The organism is Rathayibacter sp. AY1A3 (assembly GCF_002930975.1).
Lineage (GTDB): Bacteria > Actinomycetota > Actinomycetes > Actinomycetales > Microbacteriaceae > Rathayibacter.
Genome location: NZ_PSTO01000010.1, coordinates 71,589 through 89,657, shown reverse-complemented (window position 1 = coordinate 89,657; position 18,069 = coordinate 71,589). Strand labels below are relative to the sequence as shown.

Genomic DNA, 18,069 nt, shown 5'->3' with positions numbered 1-18,069 from the left:
ACGGGCCGGCCCGGTGTGGAGGACGCCGTTGGTCAGGGGGGCGGTCCGGACGCCGCCGCGCCTCCGCATAGCCCGGAACGCCCCGGGGCGAGCACGACGTCCATCCAGGCGCAGGGGTTCGCTGGTCGTCCGCCCTGGAACTCGATCCGCTCCCCGCCCTGCTCGATCGCGAACGTGCGGCCGGCGAGCGCATCGACGTCGGCGCCGCGGACGATGATGTTGCGGCGGGTGTCGGCGGGGTCGAAGGGCCCTGCGCCGAGCTCGGCGGCGATGTGCTCGAGGGTCTCGACCGCGAAGAGCGTGATCGCCGCGGGGCGGTGCGCGCGCTGGGCGAAGAAGCGGTCGCCGACGATGCCGAGGCCTGCGCGGATCTCGATCCGCTCGGGCTGCTCGTTGCCCTCGGACGGCACCGGGCCATCGGCGGGGCGGCCCTCGTAGCGGTGCAGCGGAGAGACGACGAAGCCCACGAGCTCGATCGCGGCGGCCTCCATGAGCCCACGGTACGCCGTGAGGGGGAGCAGCGGCGTCCGCCCGTCGGAGGCTCTGCGAGGCGCTCCGGGACACCGCGACGGAGCCTGGGTTCTCGTGGCTGCGGCGGCGTCGCGAGACGGAGCCGTCTGCGCCGCCGCCGCCGATTCGCGGAGGGGGCTCCCGGCATGTATAGTCGTACCTCGTTGCGTGCGCCTCTGGCCCACGCGATGGACTGCGCCCGTAGCTCAACGGATAGAGCATCTGACTACGGATCAGAAGGTTGGGGGTTCGAATCCCTCCGGGCGCACTCTGGTTGAGACAGAGCAGAACGGCCCGCTTCGGCGGGCCGTTCTCGTTTTAACGGTCGCTCGTTCCGGTGGCTGTCGGCGTCGGCCTCCCGGAGAGCGCGGGGCGACGGAACGGCCGGTCCTCCGTCTCGCAGGACGCCTCTTCGCGCCGTCGACGGCGCCGACCGTCTTCCGCTCGCATCCGCGATCAGTCCGCGCCCGTGCTCGCGATCACTCCTCGCAGGCTCTGCGATCACCCGTCGCGAGCACGCCGCTCGGCTCTTCTCGCGCGCCGTTTCCTCCTCCACAGCGCCCATCTCGCGCCGTTCTCCACGGATGCAGCCGTACCGGCCGCGGTGACGTCGAACCGAGCAATACTCTCCTTCCGTGGGGCTGAACGGTCGCCGCCGACGCAGTGCGCTCGGTCGGCAGAGGAGAGGACATCGGATGAGTCGAACGGAACAGTCGGGGCGGGACGAGCGCGGACGACCCCGAGCGCGGACGGCGCGAGCGCTGGTCGGCACGACGGCGGGCTGCGTGCTCGTGAGCGGGCTGCTGGGCGGAGGCCTCGCGCCGCCGCCCGCCCTCGCCGCCGACGGTCCTCACACGACGATCGAGAACACCCTCCTGCAGGGAGGCGCGACGAACGCCGGCGTGACGACCGTCTCGGCCTGGGTCCAGAAGGGCGAGACGCTCCGGGTGGACCTCCACCCGCTCCGGGCGGGCTCGGGGACCGGCGAGGGCGAGACCGGCGGCGGTACCGCCCGGGTGACGGCTCCGGGCGGAGCCGTCCTCGACGAGCAGGACTTCGCGCCCGGAGCGGCGCCCTCGGTGTCCGCCGGCGGCTCGTTCGTGGCGGACGAGACCGGCGTCTTCCAGATCCGGGTGTCCGACGACGACGTGACGGCGCCGGTGAACCTCGTCTGGAGCATCGGCGTCCAGGACGCGCGGGGCGCGGCGGTCGCGGGCCGGGTGTGGTCCGACTCCTATGCGATCCAGTCCGGGGCGAAGGAGTCCTACTCCTCGCCCGAGGAGCGGCGCTCGTCCTTCACGCTCCACGCCGTCACGGAGACGGGCGCCCGCTACGAGCTCGGGCTGCGCGGCTACGACGGGGTCGCCTCGACGGTCCAGGCCACGAACAAGGGCAATGTGAAGGTCGGGTCGTCCGATCCGTCCTACCTCTCGGTCCCCATGCCGCAGTCGAGCGAGGCGGGCGGGATCGGGGCTCAGTACGTGCAGGCGTCCGGACGCTCCGGGATCGACGGCCTGCAGACCTACAAGCTCTTCCTGGACCCGCCGTCGTCCGACCTGCCGGAGTCGATCGCTCCGGCTTACCGCGCGCCGACGATCGAGGGCCTCGCCTTCCGGCGGTCGTCCGCGGGCTCCGACGCGGGCACGCTCACGGGCGTCCTGGGGACGCAGCCGGGCACCGTCGTCGTGGACGTCGATACGGACGGGGACGGCTCCTACGACGGCGAGCGCGACGTGCACCTCACCCGGATCGCGGGGACGACCGGTCCCTTCTCGGTCGACTGGGACGGACGGGACGCGAAGGGCGGGACGGTCGACGTGACCGACCCCGACGTCACCTTCCGCGCCTCCATCGGCCGCACGAACGAGTTCCACTTCACGCGGGTCGACGCCGAGACGTCCGCCGGCGGCGTGTCCGTCGTGAGGTCGACCGGCGGCGGCGACGACCCGTCGATGGTCCACTGGGACGACTCGCTCCTCGCCGGATCGAACTCGGAGCGGTACTCCGGCACCTCCGCGGTGACGTCCGGCGACGGCGGCACCGACTCGTCCGGCGGGGTGCACCGCTGGGAGGGCGACGACTCCGGGCGGGGCCGCGTCCCCAACGCCAACGACTCGGTGCACGGCTCCTACGGCGACCTGCGGGCGATCGACGACTGGGCCTACGGCTCGGACGGTGCGGTCGCGGTCGCACGCCTCGATCCGCTCGCGCCGCACGTGACCATCGCGAAGACCTCGTCGGTCGACTCCGCCACTCCGCTGCTCCGCGGCGCCCGCGTGCCCTACCGGGTGACGCTGACCTCGGACGGGACCGGGGACTACTCCGACGCCGCCGTCATCGACTACCTCGACAAGGGCGTGCTCGACGACGCCGAGCTCGACGCCGACTCCCTCCGCGCCTCGCAGGGCACGGCCACGATCGACGCGGAGACGGGCCGCATCTCCTGGGCGGCCGGCAGCCTGCCGGTCGGGGCGACGGCCGAGCTGACCTTCGACGTGATCGTGACCGGCGAGGGGGACCGTGCGCTGACGAACACGGCCTGCCTCGCCGATGCGCCCTTCGCTCCCGCCTCGTCCGGCACGGGGACCGACGCGAACCCCTGCGCCACCGTCCCGCACGACATCGGCGAGGGGTCGCTCCTGATCCGGAAGACCGCGTCCCAGGCGAGCGCCGAGCACGGCGGCACGGCGGGCTTCGACATCGTCGTGGCGAACACCGGAACGGTCGACGCGACGGACGTGACCGTGACCGACGTCCCGACGCTCGACCACCTGCTCGAGGCGACCATCGAGAACGGCGCCGGAGGAACGCAGCCGGTGACGGAGCCCGTCACGGGTCTCGACATCCCCGCCGGCGGTCAGGTGTCGCTGCACGTCAGTGGCCGGGTCGCCGACGGGTACGACGCCGCGACCCTCCCCAACCGCGTCTCGATCACCCACCAGCCCGAGGGCTTCGACCCGCCGACGGTCGAGAACGCCTGCGCTGACGATGCGACGTCGTCCTGCGCCGAGATCCCGGTGCCGCCCGTCGAGGGCAGGCTCTCCATCGAGAAGACGGCGATCGGGAATCAGGTCGACCACGGCGGGCGTGCCGGGTTCCGGATCGTGGTCGCCAACGAGGGGGCTCGGCCGGCGGACGGGGTGACCCTCACCGACATCCCCGAGCTCGCGCACCTGAGCGACGTCACGATCTCCCGGGACGGCGGCCCGGCGTCGTCCGACCTGACTGTCGAGAACCTGTCTCTGGCAGCGGGAGCGTCGACGACCTTCACCGTGACCGGACGGGTCGCCGACGGCGTGGACGCGTGGACCATCCCCAACCGGGCACGCCTGACCGAGGTCCCGGAGGGCTTCGATCCGACGACCGTCCTGCACCCGTGCGCGGACGACGGTGGAGCCAGCTGCGCCCAGGTGGCGGTGCCTCCGGTCGGACTCGTGCCGACGGTGCTCGCCTCGACGGGAGCGGCGGCCGGGCCCCTCGCGGCCGGATCCGGCGCTCTGCTCCTGGCCGGCGGCGCCCTGACGGCGCTGCGCCGTCGCTCGACCCGCACCTCGTGAACCGGAGCCCGGGCCGCTGCAGCGCGGCCCGGGCTCCCGGACCCTCTCCTCGAAAGGCACTACTGCATGACCGAGCACGGCCTCCCGTACCGCATCACCGAGCGCTTCCCTCTCCCCGATGGACGCGTCGGCGTCAGCACCTGGTGGTCCGCCGATCCGGAGCAGCTGGAGCAGCAGCTCCGCACGCGCTCCGGACATCCGCATCCCGAGAGGGAGCCGGTCCGGAGACTGCACCTCGCGACCGCGACGATCGTGCTGATCGAGGAGCGGACCGCGGGAGGCTTCCGCCCGCTCGACCCCCACCTCCGGGCCCGCACCGATCCGCGCTGGCGCCGGGCTCTCCTGCGGTCGCGCAGGTCGGCCCGGCTCCGACGCGTCATCGGTCCGCGGGACCTGCCGAGGACGGATCCGCCGTCGAGCGTCCACCGATCGGTCAACTGAGACCCATCGGTCGGAGCGCGAGTTGTGGCACTTTCCGAGCGCCCTGCTTGGGACCTAGTGTCGCATTGTGACTGCTCCCGCCGCTTGGTACCCGGATCCGACAGATCCCACCCTTCTTCGATACTGGGATGGTTCCGCTTGGACTGACCACACGCATCCGCTAGCAGCAGTGCAGCAAGAGACTCGGGAGTCGCAGAGTTCGGCGTCGCAGCCCTTGTCCCGTCGCGAGCGGCGGGCCGCGGAATCCCAAGAGCAGGCGGAGCGGGAACAGATTCGCGGAGGCGTTGACCGACAGGAGGAGCAGCGCGGCGAATCCTCCGAGGTGACGAGAGAAGGAGCCGCGCCGGTCCGACCTCCTTCCGGCGGGGATACGAGCGAGGCCCGCTCCGGCGGAGACGTGCCTTTCTTCGGGGCTCGGAAGATCGCCAGAGAACTTCAGGCGCGAGTGGCGGAACTCGAAGCATCGATGGACCGCTACGGTCTGCTGGAGCTCGCGGCACTCGACACGGAGAAGAGACGGCGACGAGAGGAGATCGCAGCGGATCAGCGTGCACACGAGGTCGAAGCGGCGCAGGTCGCCGCCGCGGCGCACCGTCGAGAATCGGAACTCGAAGCTGCGCTGACCGCTCTACAGGCCGAAATCGCCGCGCGGAGGACGGAGTTGGCGGATCTGGATCGCGAGATCATCGGGGTCCGTCACTCGATCGAGGTGCAGGAGCTCGGCCTCTACGACTACGAACACCCCGCCGAGTCGTCCGCCGACCTCGCCACTCGATTGGAAGCGCTGCGCTCCGAGATCAAGAGCGCCGTTCGAGAGAAGCGGGCTGCCCACGCGGCGAGCAATTTCACCTTCAACAACTCGCAGGCGCAGGGGCGCAAGTTCGTCGGTGACATGACCAAGATCCTGCTGCGGGCGTACAACGCGGAGGCGGAGAACTGCGTGAAGTCGGTTCGAGCCGGGAATCTTGCAACGGCTCAAGCCCGCCTGAGCAAGGCTTCGGAGATGATCGAGCGTCAGGGCTCGATGGTGTCGCTCACGATCGATCCGCAATACCACCACATGAGGCTCACTGAGATCCAGCTCGCCAACGACTATCTCCAAGCACTTCAGCGGGAGAAGGAACTGGAGCGGGCGCGACGCGAGGAGCTCCGCGAGCAACGCAAAGCGGAGCAGGAGCTGGCCCGTGAACACGAGCGTCTCGATAAGGAACGCGCGCATTACATCGCGACGCTTTCCGCCCTCGAAGCGAACGGAGACGTAGACGGGGCAGCCAGGCTGCGCGCCCGGATCGAGGACGTGGACAGGGCGCTACACGACGTCGACTACCGCGCGGCCAACATTCGAGCAGGGTACGTGTACGTCATCTCCAACGTCGGCGCATTCGGCGACGAGGTCGTCAAGATCGGTATGACGCGTCGACTCGAGCCGATGGACAGAGTGAACGAACTGGGCGACGCCTCCGTTCCCTTCCGCTTCGACGTACACGCGCTGTTCTTCGCAGACGACGCCGTCGGCATCGAGGCGATGCTGCATCAGACGTTCGCGGACCGACGCGTGAACCGGATCAACCTCCGCCGGGAATTCTTCTACGTCAAGCCGGAGGAGGTACTGGCGCAACTGAAGATGCATTCCGTCGAGATCGTCGAATTCCGGACCGATGTCGCTTCGGAGGAGTATCGGGCGAGCGTCGCGCTTGCCGCGCCTGCTCGCTGACGCGCGCTCCGCTTATCAGGCGGCAGCGGTGAGGTCGAGGTCCGCATCGTCCGCCGAGCGGTCTCCACGAGCGTCGTCCTCGGCCGGGGATGCCGAGGCCGCGATGCGCGAGCGCTCGAGCCCGGCGAGGAGCACGGCGAAGGCCTCCTCGAGCTCGGCGGTGTCGCGGAGCAGGACGCGCTCACCGCTCGTCGGATCGAGGCGGACCGTCCGATAGGCCGGGCGGGGGAGGTCGGAGACCAGGGTGATGATGCCGAGGACGACGCCGCTGCGGCGGGCGCGCGCGGTCCAGCGGTTGGCGTGGGTGCGGAGAAGGATCATGACCGGGGCCGTCCTCGGTGACGTGGTGCAGGAGCGGGGGGAGGGGGGTGTCGCTGGCGGTGCGGGGATCCTCTCGAAGCTTGCTGCACGAAGGGCCACCGCTTCCTGTGCTTGACAGCAGAGCCGAGCAGCGGTCACCGGCGCCGGGCGGCCGCCGCGGCGTGCAGGGCCCGCAGGAACTCGGGGACGACCGGGTTCCCGGTGTCGCGGGCGAGCACACCGATCTCACGGCTCGCGCCCGGATCGTCGATCGGGATCTCGCGGACGTCGTCGTCGACCGAGGACGGGCTCGGCGGCAGGATCGTGAGTCCGAGGCCGGCTGCCGCGAGTCCTCGGGCGGCGCGGTAGTCGCCGACCTCGAACGCCGGCACGGGGTCGCGGCCGTCCACGGCGAGCAGGCGCCGGGCCGACTCGTGGAGGCCGTAGCCGGGCGCCAGCATGATCAGGTCGAGGCCGCGGAGGTCCTCGACCGTGACCGAGCGCCGCGAGGCCAGCGGATGACGGGAGTCCACGACCGCGAGGAGAGGCTCCGAGTAGAGGGTCGTCGTGGTGGTGCCGGGGAGATCGGGCGGATCCGCGACGATCGCCAGCTCGGACTCGCCCTCCGCCACGGCCCGCAGGCAGAGCGCTCGGGAGCCGTGCCGGAGCCCGAAGCCGACCTGCGGCCAGCGGCGGCGGAACCGGCGGATCACATCCGGCACGAAGCTCTCCCCGAGGAGCGTCTGGAAGGCGAGGTCGATCCGGCCGTGCTCCACGTCGCCCGCCTGCCGCACCTCCGCGAGGCCGGCGCGGATCACCGACATGCCGTCCTGAGCGGCCTCGGCGAGCCGGGTCCCCGCCTCCGTCAGCACCACCCCGCGGCCCTCCCGGCGGACCAGGGGAGTGCCGACCAGGGCGGACAGCCGGGCGAGCGACCGGCTCGCGGTCGGCTGCGGGATCCCGAGCTCGGCGGCCGCCGCCGTCACGCTCCCGGTCTGGGCGACCGCGACGAGCAGGGGCAGGAGGCGGAGGGTCGCGGGCCAATCGTCGGACACGCCACCACCCTAGATCCGGACATGACCAGAACGCATGAACAGTACGAGAAAGGACATTAGTCATGCACCCGGAGGCGGTCTACCGTCGGAATCATGAGCACCGCCGCACGCACCCGACCGATGCGCGCAGCGGCGCCCTTCTCGCAGCGGCGGCTGACCATCGCCCTCCTCGCCGCCGGGGTCGCGACCTTCGCCGAGCTCTACGCCGTGCAGAGCGTCCTCCCGCAGCTCGCGCGGGAATGGGCCCTCGCCCCGTCCGACGCCGCGCTCACCGTCTCGGCCGCGACCCTCGGACTGGCGCTCTCGGTGCTGCCGTGGGCCTCGGTGGCCGAGCGCATCGGACGGCTCGAATCCATGCGGATCGCGGTCCTCACGTCCGTGGTCCTGGCGCTGCTCGCCTGCATCGCCCCGACCTTCGAGCTCCTCCTCGTCCTGCGCTTCCTCGGGGGAGCGGCACTGGGTGCCGTCCCGGCCCTCGCCGTCGCGGCGATCCACGACCGGGTCGGAGGCGCCGGAGCGACGGCCGCCGCGACGGCGTACGTCTCCGGGACCACGATCGGCGGTGCCGCCGGACGCCTGCTCGCCGGACCGCTCGCGGCGGCGCTCGGATGGCGCGGCGCACTGCTCGTCGTGACGGCCGTCTGCGCGGCGGCGGCGATCGTCTTCGCCGTGCTCGCGCCCCGGGGCGGCGGCGCGCGCGAGGCGGCTCCCGGCGGCTGGCGAGGGAAGACGGCGCAGGTGCTCCGCGATCCGATGCTCGTCGCGATCGCGCTGCAGACCTTCCTCGCGGTCGGCGTGTTCGTCGCGGTCTACAACTACCTGGCGTTCCGGCTCGAGGCGCCCCCGTTCGCACTCGCGCCCGCGCTCGTCTCCCTCCTCTTCGCCGCCTACCTCGCGGGAACCGTCTCCTCCCGGCTCGCGGGGAGATGGGGGCCGCGGATCGGCCCCCGCCTCGTCATGCGGATCGGCGTCGCCCTGATGATCGTCGGACTGCTGGTGATGCTCGCCGAGAACGTCGCCGTGGTGATCGCGGGACTCCTCGTCTTCACGGCCGGCTTCTTCGCCCTGCACGCGACCGGCGCCGCCTGGACGGGAGCGCGGGCGGTTCCGGCACTCCGAGGGCACGCCGGTGCGGTCTACACGATCGCCTTCTACGCGGGCTCGGCCGCCGGCGGCTGGCTCCTCGGCCTGGCCGTCGGAGCCGGTGGCTGGCCGGCGCTGACGGCGGTGACGATCGGCCTGCTGCTGGTCGGAGCGGGGATCGTCAGCCTCCCGTCGCGCACCACCGCGGCCGGGCGCTGAACCCCCGCCTCCGCCGACCGCACCCCGAGCTCCGCCCGGCACCTCCCCGCAGCGGGCGAGGTGCGACATGATGGCCCGACTGCACGAAGCGGGGGACGGCATGGCGCGGAGCACCGGAGCGGACGGCTCCCCACGCGAGAGCGGCGGGACGGACGAGGGCGGCACCGACCCGCGCTACCACGCGGGCTTCCAGCGCGGCTACGACGGACGCGAGGCCGAGCGGCGCGGCAGCGGCGAGGAGCGCCTCCGCTCCCCGTTCCTGTCGGGCGGCGCCGCGGGCACCGGGCGCTCGGCCGGCCGGAGAGGCGGCGGGTCCGCTCCCGAGCACGAGGACGTGCGATCGGTCGGCGGCCCGACGGGCTCCCGAGCCTCCGGCCGACGGACGGCTCGGGAGCGTGAGAGATCGGCGGTGCGGGCCGTCCCGACACCCGCGGAGCCGACCGCGCCCCGACCCGCGGAGCCGACGGTCCCACTCCCGACCGAGCCGACCGTCCCGCTTCCCGCCGAACCCGACTCCGCTCCTGGCGACGCGGCACCCGACTCCGGTGACCGTCACGACGCGACCGGCGCCGACCCCCGCCCCGCTGTCTCCACTCGCCGCATCGCCGGAGCCGTGGCGGTCGTCGGCGCCGTGAGCGTCCTCGTCGGACTCCTCGCCCTCTGGAACAGCTCCCACAGCTGGTACGACTACTCGCCGTCGCAGAGCGCCTTCGGGCCCGAGCAGTACCTCCGCGTGCTCAGCGACAACGCGATCGGACCGTTCCTCACCGTCGGCCTGATCGCGCTCGGCCTGGCGGTCGTGGTCCCGCTGCTGAGGGCTCCCCGGTGATGACGCGGGTCCGCCTGCTCTGGGCCGCCGCGATCGCGGTCACCGTCGTCCTCTGGGCCGCAGTGCTCGCGCTCCCGGTCGTGGTCCTCCTGCTGCCGAACCAGTACCAGGGCGACTCGATCACGGTCCCGCCGGAGCTCTACGTGCGGCAGGCGCTCGCGATGGTCGCGCCGCCGCTGCAGACCGCCGCCCTGGTGATGCTGGGGGCGCTGATCGTCGTCGCGGTGGCTCGGCGCGCGCCCGCGAAGGCCCGTGCAACGAAGGCGGCGAGCGGCTGGGACGACGCCGTCCTCCTCGACCCGGACGGCCGCGAGCAGCGCGGAACAGGCCCGGCAGGCCGCTGAGCATCCGCTGCTCGATCGGAATCCGCCTCCCGGGAGCACCCGCTGCTCCCCGGTCGGAAGCCGCTCCTCCGGGCGCACACGCCCCTCACGCGGGCAGCAGCTGGAACCGCTCCCGCGCCGCTCCGCCGGCGACGAGGTCCGCGAGCAGCTCGCCCAGGACCGGTCCGAACGTGAAGCCGTGCCCCGAGAACCCGGTCGCAGCAGGACGACGGTCTCGAAGCGGAGTCCCGGCCAGCGCCGCTGCGCCTCGTCCGCCTCGATCCGCACCACGGGGATCCCGTCGCGCAGGAGGACAGCCTCGACGGCGGCAAGGACGGCGGGGTCGCCGTGGTCGATCGCGCCGACCGGGTGCAGCAGGCGGCGGCCGGTCTCGGCCTCCAGCCGTGCCCAGGCGCGCTCGGCCCGTCCGGTGAGGGCGCGGTAGTCGTCCTCGAGGTAGCTGCGGCGGAAGATGCGCGTCGCACCGTGGGACGAGCCGCGGTCATGACCCCGCTCGAACTGCTCGACGAGCACCACGCGATCGCCGCGCTCGGTGAGGGCGCGGGCTGTCGCCGCTCCGCCAGGCCGGCCCCGACGACGACGACCTCACGGGTCACGGGGTCTCCCGGGAGGCCCGGCGCACGCCGAGCAGGACCACCAGGCGGAGGAACCCGACGAGTCCCATACAGATCAGCGCGGCGATCAGCATCAGCACGGCGACACCGGCCACCCAGGTCGTGTCGCCGGTCACCGACTGCGCCGCGAACTCGGTGCAGAACAGCGCCAGCCCGGCGTAGCTCAGGATGAGGACGGTGATCGTCCCGGGACGGCGGAGGCGCTGCGCAGGCGTCCGCCAGAGGGCCGGCGGCTCGAGCCAGCGGCGCAGCAGCCGGATCACGAGGGTGCCGACCAGGCCGAGGAAGCCGGCCGCGATCAGGATGATGCCCGCGCCGCCCAGCCCCGACGCCTCGACGCCGGCCAGCTCGAGGGCGATCCCGATCGCGACGCCGACGGCTCCGGCGCCCCCCGCGATCATCGCCGCCCACACTCCGAAGCCGCCGCGGAGGACGCTCTCGCGCTCGGCTCGGCTCGGGTCGGCGTCCCTCGAGCGCTGCTGGCGCGGCCGGATCGGCGCGGGGGGAGCCGACGCCGGCGCTGCTGCCGGAGCGGCCGCGGCCTCGGACACGCCCCAGATCGGAGCGGCGTCCGGCGTCTGCGACTCGATCACGTTCTCCCGCACCGGCACGTAGCGCAGCGGCGCGTCGATCCGCACCTGCGGCCGCCCGCGCACGACGATCGTCGCCCCCAGGTCGGCCCCGCGCTCCAGCGCGACGGGTCCGAGGAGGAGCCCGACCGCCGGATCGATCCGCCACGCGTCCGACCGGGGAGCCGACCCGTACCACTCCGCCGACACGGCCCCGCCGAGATCGACCGAGATCGGCCGCCCGTCGCTGTAGCTCGTCACCGGCACGAGCGAGCGGCCGGAGTTGCGCACCCGCGCGCCCACCCGCCACCAGTCGTCCCCGGCGTGCGTCAGCCGCACCTCGACGTCGACCAGCGACGCCGGCACCGCCCGCCGCCGTCCGATGACCACCGCGACGACCGCGAGCCCGGCGATGACCAGCCCGCCGAGCAGGCCGACCACTCCGATGAAGATCTCCATGGGAGCAGTCAAGCAGGCGCGGGTCGACGGTGTGGGCGCGACGAGGTGGCCTCCGCGACGCTCGATCCCGGCCGTCGACGCCGTCGCTCCGCGCGGCCGCCACCCCTGTTCCCGACCCTCCGCCCGACCGTCGAGCCCGGAGCGGGTCACTCCGCATACTGAGGAGGCGCGTCGCGTCGACCGCATCGCGGGTCTCGTGGCAGGAGGGGTCGATCATGCGCCACTGGCCTACGTCCCCCGTGCGCCGGCGCCCTCGTCGACGGGCCGGTGCGATCCTCGCTCTGCTGGGGGCTGCGGCGCTCGCCGTCGCAGCCGTCGCACTGTCGGATACGGCGGGAGGAGGCGGACCGGAGGCGGTGTCCTCCTCGGCCGGTGCTTCTGCGGCGTCGAGCAGTCCCGCTGCTCCCGCGCCGAGCAGCCCCTCGGCGGACGTCGAGCCGTCCGCTCCGGAAACGGAGCCGTCAGCTCCACAAACGGAGCCGTCCACTCCGTCCCTCGCGACGCTGGCCGCTCTCCCCACGGTCGAGGACCCCGCCGCCGTCCCCTACGACCGCGACCTCTTCGGGCAGGCGTGGTCGGACGTCGACCGCAACGGCTGCGACACCCGCAACGACGTCCTCGGCCGCGACCTGCTCGCCCCTGTGTTCAAGCCCGGCACCCGCGACTGCAAGGTCCTCACCGGCACCCTGATCGACCCCTACGACGGCACCTCGGTCGCCTTCGTCTCCGGGACCGACACCTCCCGCCTCGTGCAGATCGACCACGTCGTCGCCCTCGGCTGGGCCTGGCACCACGGCGCCTGGTCGTGGACGGACGACCAGCGCCTCGCCTTCGCGAACGACCCCGCGAACCTCGTCGCCGCCTCCGAGCAGACCAACCGCGCGAAGAGCGACGCCGGCCCAGGGGAGTGGCTGCCACCGGCCGCGGAGCTGCGCTGCGGGTACGTGGAGCAGTTCGTTGCCGTGCTCAGCGCGTACGGGCTGGCGGTCGGGGCGCAGGACCGGGAGGCGTCGGAGGCGGTGCTGGCGGGGTGCGGGGAGTGAGGGGGAGAACCTCTTTCCTCTGATGGAGGGTCGTCCCGACGCCGCAACAGCGGCAGACGCGACCGCAGTAGCGTCTTTCAACTACGACAATAGTGAGTAATGGTCTCTTCCGTGACCTCTTTTCTGGGACCCATGCGGCACAAAGTTCAGCACTTCCGCAAAATGAGTAACTCTGTCGCTAACACGAGTGCATCTCGACAGAACGTGCTCCGAGCATTTCTAGTCTCGCGAGATGCCTCCCGTTACTCCCGCCACACTCTCACTTGAACTAGGCGTTTCTCAGCGTCGAATCCGAAGCCTCCTCCGCTCCTCCTACGGAACTCTTCCCGCTGAGGAATCCCGGTGGGATCTGACCGAAGAGCAGGCGGAGGCTGTCCGCTCCCGTCTGCTTCGACGAGACACCACCGAGCGTCGGTTCACCTTGGAAGTGGGTGACCAGGTCCTCCGACGTGATATTCACCGCGCATATGGAGGGCAGCAGCAGCAGGGAATCGTGACGCCGCGAGCGCTCCGTGAAATCTTTATCTTCACCGATCCGGCGAAGGGAGCTCGATACGGCTACGACCGGTTCGAGGGACTTCGCGAGGACGGGTCCTACTCCTACACGGGAGAAGGGCAGGTCGGTGACCAGGTTTTTCTTCGCGGCAACAGGGCTCTCCGGGACGCGGCACAGGATGGGCGGGTGCTTCGACTCTTCACGGTGCAGGGAACGAGCGTGACCTACATCGGTGCCTTCACGACAGGGACTCCGACCTACCGGTGGGAGATCATCCCGGACACCGAAGGGACGCAGCGACGCGGCATCATCTTCACTCTCCTGCCGCTTGCGGCGGACATCACTCGGCTGCCGACCTACGGTGGCACGCAGGAGTCCGCTGCCTCGCTCGGCGACTGGACGCCTCCCGAGCACTCCGACATCGTCATCGCGGGTGCGGATGTCAGCCCTCTCGATGACCGGGTCGTCTCCCGAATCGAGTTCGAGCTGCAGTCCGACTTTGGGCTCTGGCTGACCGAGAACGGCACGCCGCCCAGTCGTCTGACGCTCCCGGTCGGCAGCTCACGGGTCGAGCCGGACCTCTATGTCCGATCGAGCGGCTGGATTGTCGAAGCCAAGAAGTCGACCGCCCGGTCCTTCGTCCGCATGGCCATCGGGCAGGTGCTCGACTATGCCCATCTTGCGCAGCGCGAGGGCTACGCGGCAGTCCCCGTCATCCTGCTTCCCGGTCGCCCGGAAGAGGACATGCTGGATCTCATCCGCAGCCTCTCGATCATCACAGCGTTCAGGTCTGACGAGGGCTTCGACCTCATCGATCCCTAGAGGAAAGAAGCCGAACGGCCGGCAGATCGGGGTGGGCCCACTCCAGTCCGGGAAGTTCGCTCGGAAGGAGCCAGAGGAGTTGGTCGTGGTCGGTGCTCTCCGTGGGGCGTGGGCCACGAACCACGGCTCGGAAGCAGTGCAACCGAATGGTGAGAGCGCCGACCTCCGTTTCGTCTGACGTCAGCTTGGGGCCGACCTCGATCTCCACGCTCAGCTCCTCGCGGATCTCCCTCGCGAGGGCGACTTCAGCCGTTTCGCCAGGTTCTCTCTTGCCGCCGGGAAATTCCCAGAACCCGCCAGCCGCCTTGTCCGCCCGCCGACGGCAGGCAAGAATACGGCCGCGATCGCTGATGACCGCCGCAACGACGTCGAGAGTGTCCACGTGTCCATCATGCCGACACCGGTGCAACGACCGCCCTATACGCGATGGCCGTGCGCACCCCCTCTTTGACGCCCCACCCACCCCCGTGTTAGCGTCGCTCTCGGACATGTGACTGGTCGTGCAGGCAGGATCCGACGAAACGCGTAATGAGCGTCGTCGGGTCCTTTTTTTGTGCCCGGACGCCTCCTGACGCTCCGCCGGAGCACCGATGACGGTGCCGGAGGGGGCGGGGACGGCGACGGACGGCCGGGCAGCACAGCGCAGGGAAGCGCGCGTCCCCACACACCCGGAGGAGTACCGATGAGTACCCAGGAGAGCGCGAAGGCGATCCTCGAGCACGTCGGCGGCGCCGCCAACGTGGCGAAGCTGCAGCACTGCTCGACCCGTCTGCGGTTCGCGCTGGCGGACGACGCGAAGGCCGACGTCGAGGCGCTGAAGGCGGTGCCCGGCGTGATCGGCGTCGTCACCGGCCCGCAGACGCAGGTCATCGTCGGCAGCGGCGTCAGCGAGATGTATGCAGCGGTCGAGAAGCTGCGCGGCGGCACCACCACGTCCACGGCGCGGGCGAAGCAGCCGCGGTCCCTCAAGCGCCTCGGCGCGACGATCATGGACTTCGTGGTCAGCGTGTTCACGCCGATCATCCCGGCCATCGCGGGCGCCGGCATCTTCAAGTCGTTCCTCGTCCTCGCCTCGGCGCTGGGCTGGCTCGACCCGGCCTCCGACAACTTCAAGCTGCTGTCCGCCATCCCGGACGCGGTGTTCGGCTTCCTGCCGCTGCTCGTCGCCTACACGAGCGCGAAGAAGCTGGACGTGAACCGGCCGCTGGCGCTCGGGCTCGTCGGCGTCCTGGTCTTCCCGGCGTTCACGACGCTGCTCAACCAGGAGGGCGGCGTCGCGCTCTTCGGCATCCCGGTGCCGGTCATCGCCTACAACGCGCAGGTGTTCCCGGCCATCCTGGCCGTGCTGCTGCTCTCGGTCGTCGAGCGCTTCTTCACGAAGCACTCGTGGGGTCCGATCCGCACGTTCTACGTGCCGCTGATGTGCCTGGTGATCGTCGCCCCGGCCACGATCTTCCTGCTCGGCCCCCTCGGCTACTGGCTCGGCTCGATGCTCACCGGCGCGATGATCGGCCTCTACGGGGCGCTCGGCTGGGTGGCCGTCGCGCTGCTGGCCGGCGTGCTCCCGCTGATCATCTCGGTCGGCATGCACAAGGCGTTCATCCCGCCGACCATCGCGACGATGGCCAGCGCGGGCAAGGACACCTTCTACCTCGCCTCCTCGCTCGCCCACAACGCGGCGGAGGCGGGCTCCAGCCTCGCGATCGCCCTGCGCACCAAGAGCGCGACCCTCCGCGCCACCGCCTTCTCGGGCGGCCTCTCGGCCCTCTTCGGGATCACCGAGCCGGCGCTCTACGGCGTCACGCTGCAGAACAAGCGCGCCCTCGTCTCCGTCATCACGGGCAGCGTCGTCGGAGGCGCCTACATCGGCGCCACGCAGGTCGCCGCGTTCGCACTGGTCAGCCCCGGCGTCGCGAGCATCTCGATGTTCATCGACGGGCTGAACCCCTGGAACCTGCTCAACGCCGTGATCGGCCTGCTGATCTCTGTCGCCGTCTCGTTCGTCGTCTCCTTCGTCATCTGGCGCGACGACGCCTCCGCCAGCGTCCAGGCGCTCGGCGACGTGGCGGCCGACGCCGGGAGCCCGCTCGCGCTGCAGGCGCCGCTCACCGGCTCCGTCATCCCCCTCTCGGAGGTGCCGGACCCCGTGTTCTCGGCCGGCGTGCTCGGCGAGGGGCTGGCGATCCGCCCCACCGACGGAGCCGTCCGGGCGCCGTTCGCGGGCGAGGTCATCGCGCTGCTGTCCTCCCGCCACGCCGTGGGGCTGCGCCGCGCGGACGGCGTCGAGGTGCTCATCCACGTCGGCATCGACACGGTGCAGCTGGACGGCGCGCCGTTCGAGGCGCACGTCGCGGTCGGCGACCGGGTCGAGGCCGGGCAGCTCCTCCTCACCGCCGACCTGGCCGCGATCACCGCGGCCGGCTACGACACCACGACCCCGGTGCTCGTGACCAACTCCGCCGAGTACACCGTGCTCGTCGAGGCCGCCGAGCGGATCACCGCCGGCGACCGGATCATGACCGTGACGCAGAGAGAGAAGGAGCTCGCCGATGGCGCTTCCTGACGGATTCCGATGGGGCGGCGCCCTCGCCGCCAACCAGGTCGAGGGCGCGTGGCGCGAGGGCGGGCGCGGCCCGGCGGTCAGCGACGTCGCCTCCTACAAGCCGAAGGCGGACCCGAAGGAGTACGCGATCCACCACCGCAACACGGTGGAGAGCATCACGGCGGCGATGTCCGACGACGACACCGAGTACTACCCCAAGCGCCGCGGCATCGACTTCTACCACCGCTACCCCGGCGACCTCGCGCTGTTCGCCGAGATGGGCTTCACCACCCTCCGCGTCTCGATCGCCTGGACCCGCCTCTACCCGACGGGGGAGGAAGCGGAGCCGCTCGAGGAGGGCATCGCCTACTACCTCGCCCTCTTCACCGAGATGCGGCGCCTCGGGATCGAGCCGCTGGTCACGCTCTCGCACTACGACCCGCCGCTCGCGCTCGCGCTGAAGCACAACGGCTGGGTCGACCGCCGCACGATCGGGCTGTTCGAGCGCTTCGCCCGCACCTGCTTCGAGCGCTTCGGCCACCTCGTCGACATGTGGCTGACCTTCAACGAGATCGACGGCATCATCCGCCACCCGTTCACCTCGGGCGGGATCATCGAGGAGACCGTCGAGGGCAGCGTGGAGCAGGCCTGCTACACGGCCCTGCACCACCAGTTCGTCGCCTCCGCCTCGGTCACGAGGACGCTGAAGGAGCTGTGGCCCGAGTCGCGGATGGGCTGCATGCTCACGATGCTGACCACCTACCCCAACACCTGCCACCCCGACGACGTCGCGGCGACGCAGGCGAAGGAGCGGATGCTCTACCTCTGCACCGACGTCCAGGCGGGCGGCGCCTACCCGCGCCTGGCGCTGCGGGCGCTCGAGAGCCGCGGGGTCGAGATCCCGTTCGAGGCGGGCGACGTCGAGCTGCTGCGCGAGCACCCGGTCGACGTCATCTCGTTCAGCTACTACATGTCGATGACGGAGTCCGTCCGCCCCGACGCCGAGCGCACCCCCGGCAACACGGTCCTCGGCGTCAAGAACCCGTTCCTCGAGTCGAGCGAGTGGGGCTGGCAGATCGACCCCGTCGGGCTGCGGATCTCGCTGATCGACCTCTACGACCGCTACGGCAAGCCGCTGTTCATCGTCGAGAACGGGCTCGGGATGCGCGACGAGCTGACCGAGGACGGCCGGGTCCACGACCCGTACCGGATCGACTACTTCCGCGCGCACTTCGAGCAGATGATCCAGGCGGTGGACGAGGGCGTGGAGCTGCTCGGCTACGTGAGCTGGGCACCGATCGACCTGATCAGCGCCTCCAGCTCGCAGATCTCGAAGCGCTACGGGTTCGTCTACGTCGACATGGACGATCTCGGCCACGGCAGCACCGAGCGCTACCGGAAGGACTCGTTCTTCTGGTACCAGAAGGTCATCGCCTCCAACGGCGCGGATCTGGGATGATCCTCCTCTGCCC

At 71.3% G+C, this 18,069-nt stretch carries 15 protein-coding genes, 1 tRNA gene and 2 pseudogenes; 12 read left to right on the top strand and 6 right to left on the bottom strand.

Annotation, left to right across the window (positions count from 1 at the left end):
* Positions 1 to 32: 32 nt before the first annotated feature.
* The gene (locus C5C10_RS06975) at positions 33 to 491 is read right to left on the bottom strand and encodes an MOSC domain-containing protein (protein ID WP_258060466.1); all 459 of its coding nucleotides are present in this window, start codon (positions 489 to 491) and stop codon (positions 33 to 35) included.
* Between the two features lie 214 nt (positions 492 to 705).
* On the opposite strand from C5C10_RS06975, the gene C5C10_RS06970 reads away from it, so the two are divergent.
* The 5 genes and pseudogenes from C5C10_RS06970 to C5C10_RS06955 all read left to right on the top strand — a co-directional run bounded on the left by C5C10_RS06970 (position 706) and on the right by C5C10_RS06955 (position 6,222).
* Positions 706 to 778 (top strand) — tRNA-Arg (locus C5C10_RS06970).
* A gap of 427 nt (positions 779 to 1,205) precedes the next feature.
* Positions 1,206 to 4,067, top strand: a complete 2,862-nt coding sequence (locus tag C5C10_RS06965) for a DUF11 domain-containing protein (protein WP_146082114.1) — start codon at positions 1,206 to 1,208, stop codon at positions 4,065 to 4,067.
* A gap of 66 nt (positions 4,068 to 4,133) precedes the next feature.
* The gene (locus tag C5C10_RS06960) at positions 4,134 to 4,508 is read left to right on the top strand and encodes a hypothetical protein (RefSeq protein WP_104224077.1); all 375 of its coding nucleotides are present in this window, start codon (positions 4,134 to 4,136) and stop codon (positions 4,506 to 4,508) included.
* A gap of 67 nt (positions 4,509 to 4,575) precedes the next feature.
* A pseudogene (locus tag C5C10_RS18440) lies at positions 4,576 to 4,671 on the top strand (DUF2510 domain-containing protein); the annotation flags it as partial.
* 6 nt (positions 4,672 to 4,677) lie between these two features.
* Positions 4,678 to 6,222, top strand: a complete 1,545-nt coding sequence (locus tag C5C10_RS06955) for a DUF4041 domain-containing protein (RefSeq protein ID WP_374953342.1) — start codon at positions 4,678 to 4,680, stop codon at positions 6,220 to 6,222.
* A 15-nt stretch (positions 6,223 to 6,237) separates the two neighbouring features.
* On the opposite strand, the gene C5C10_RS06950 is transcribed toward C5C10_RS06955, so the two are convergent.
* Both C5C10_RS06950 and C5C10_RS06945 read right to left on the bottom strand, forming a co-directional pair.
* Positions 6,238 to 6,543 (bottom strand): hypothetical protein, encoded by a 306-nt coding sequence (locus tag C5C10_RS06950; RefSeq protein WP_104328890.1) that lies wholly within the window; start codon positions 6,541 to 6,543, stop codon positions 6,238 to 6,240.
* 134 nt (positions 6,544 to 6,677) lie between these two features.
* Positions 6,678 to 7,577 (bottom strand): LysR family transcriptional regulator, encoded by a 900-nt coding sequence (locus C5C10_RS06945; RefSeq protein ID WP_104328889.1) that lies wholly within the window; start codon positions 7,575 to 7,577, stop codon positions 6,678 to 6,680.
* Positions 7,578 to 7,670: 93 nt separating this feature from the next.
* On the opposite strand from C5C10_RS06945, the gene C5C10_RS06940 reads away from it, so the two are divergent.
* From C5C10_RS06940 to C5C10_RS18195, 3 genes are all read left to right on the top strand, one after another.
* Positions 7,671 to 8,879, top strand: coding sequence for an MFS transporter (locus C5C10_RS06940; RefSeq protein WP_104327752.1), 1,209 nt, complete (start codon positions 7,671 to 7,673; stop codon positions 8,877 to 8,879).
* Between the two features lie 67 nt (positions 8,880 to 8,946).
* On the top strand, positions 8,947 to 9,708 hold the full coding sequence (locus C5C10_RS18200; protein ID WP_181073409.1) for a hypothetical protein: 762 nt from the start codon (positions 8,947 to 8,949) through the stop codon (positions 9,706 to 9,708).
* Positions 9,705 to 10,052, top strand: a complete 348-nt coding sequence (locus C5C10_RS18195) for a hypothetical protein (RefSeq protein ID WP_181073408.1) — start codon at positions 9,705 to 9,707, stop codon at positions 10,050 to 10,052. Before C5C10_RS18200 ends, C5C10_RS18195 begins: the two co-directional genes overlap by 4 nt.
* Before the next feature lie 228 nt (positions 10,053 to 10,280).
* Here C5C10_RS18195 and C5C10_RS18435 read toward each other — a convergent pair.
* Positions 10,281 to 10,598, bottom strand: a pseudogene (locus C5C10_RS18435) (FAD-dependent oxidoreductase); the annotation flags it as partial.
* 46 nt (positions 10,599 to 10,644) lie between these two features.
* Positions 10,645 to 11,694 carry a hypothetical protein gene (locus tag C5C10_RS06930; RefSeq protein WP_104328887.1) on the bottom strand — a complete coding sequence of 350 codons (1,050 nt, stop codon included), beginning with the start codon at positions 11,692 to 11,694 and terminating at the stop codon, positions 10,645 to 10,647.
* A gap of 215 nt (positions 11,695 to 11,909) precedes the next feature.
* On the opposite strand from C5C10_RS06930, the gene C5C10_RS06925 reads away from it, so the two are divergent.
* Entirely contained in the window at positions 11,910 to 12,737 is an 828-nt protein-coding gene (locus C5C10_RS06925) for an HNH endonuclease family protein (protein ID WP_104328886.1), read from the top strand.
* 427 nt (positions 12,738 to 13,164) lie between these two features.
* Entirely contained in the window at positions 13,165 to 14,055 is an 891-nt protein-coding gene (locus C5C10_RS06920; RefSeq protein WP_258060464.1) for a hypothetical protein, read from the top strand.
* Here the strand turns inward: C5C10_RS06920 and C5C10_RS06915 are convergent.
* Positions 14,042 to 14,437, bottom strand: coding sequence for a (deoxy)nucleoside triphosphate pyrophosphohydrolase (locus C5C10_RS06915; protein WP_258060463.1), 396 nt, complete (start codon positions 14,435 to 14,437; stop codon positions 14,042 to 14,044). The genes C5C10_RS06920 and C5C10_RS06915 overlap by 14 nt on opposite strands.
* A 300-nt stretch (positions 14,438 to 14,737) precedes the next feature.
* Here C5C10_RS06915 and C5C10_RS06910 point away from each other — a divergent pair, with 300 nt between their 5' ends.
* Both C5C10_RS06910 and C5C10_RS06905 read left to right on the top strand, forming a co-directional pair.
* A complete protein-coding gene (locus C5C10_RS06910; protein ID WP_104328883.1) occupies positions 14,738 to 16,618 on the top strand; it encodes a beta-glucoside-specific PTS transporter subunit IIABC in 1,881 nt (626 codons plus the stop codon).
* Complete coding sequence (locus C5C10_RS06905; protein ID WP_104328882.1) at positions 16,605 to 18,056, top strand: glycoside hydrolase family 1 protein; 1,452 nt, start codon at positions 16,605 to 16,607, stop codon at positions 18,054 to 18,056. Before C5C10_RS06910 ends, C5C10_RS06905 begins: the two co-directional genes overlap by 14 nt.
* Positions 18,057 to 18,069: the final 13 nt, after the last annotated feature.

Coding starts and splice junctions, on each gene's coding strand:
- C5C10_RS06975 (WP_258060466.1), bottom strand. CDS start 491: ATGGAGGCCGCCGCGATCGAGCTCGTGGGCTTCGTCGTCTCTCCGCTG.
- C5C10_RS06965 (WP_146082114.1), top strand. CDS start 1,206: ATGAGTCGAACGGAACAGTCGGGGCGGGACGAGCGCGGACGACCCCGA.
- C5C10_RS06960 (WP_104224077.1), top strand. CDS start 4,134: ATGACCGAGCACGGCCTCCCGTACCGCATCACCGAGCGCTTCCCTCTC.
- C5C10_RS06950 (WP_104328890.1), bottom strand. CDS start 6,543: ATGATCCTTCTCCGCACCCACGCCAACCGCTGGACCGCGCGCGCCCGC.
- C5C10_RS06940 (WP_104327752.1), top strand. CDS start 7,671: ATGAGCACCGCCGCACGCACCCGACCGATGCGCGCAGCGGCGCCCTTC.
- C5C10_RS18200 (WP_181073409.1), top strand. CDS start 8,947: ATGATGGCCCGACTGCACGAAGCGGGGGACGGCATGGCGCGGAGCACC.
- C5C10_RS06930 (WP_104328887.1), bottom strand. CDS start 11,694: ATGGAGATCTTCATCGGAGTGGTCGGCCTGCTCGGCGGGCTGGTCATC.
- C5C10_RS06925 (WP_104328886.1), top strand. CDS start 11,910: ATGCGCCACTGGCCTACGTCCCCCGTGCGCCGGCGCCCTCGTCGACGG.
- C5C10_RS06910 (WP_104328883.1), top strand. CDS start 14,738: ATGAGTACCCAGGAGAGCGCGAAGGCGATCCTCGAGCACGTCGGCGGC.
- C5C10_RS06905 (WP_104328882.1), top strand. CDS start 16,605: ATGGCGCTTCCTGACGGATTCCGATGGGGCGGCGCCCTCGCCGCCAAC.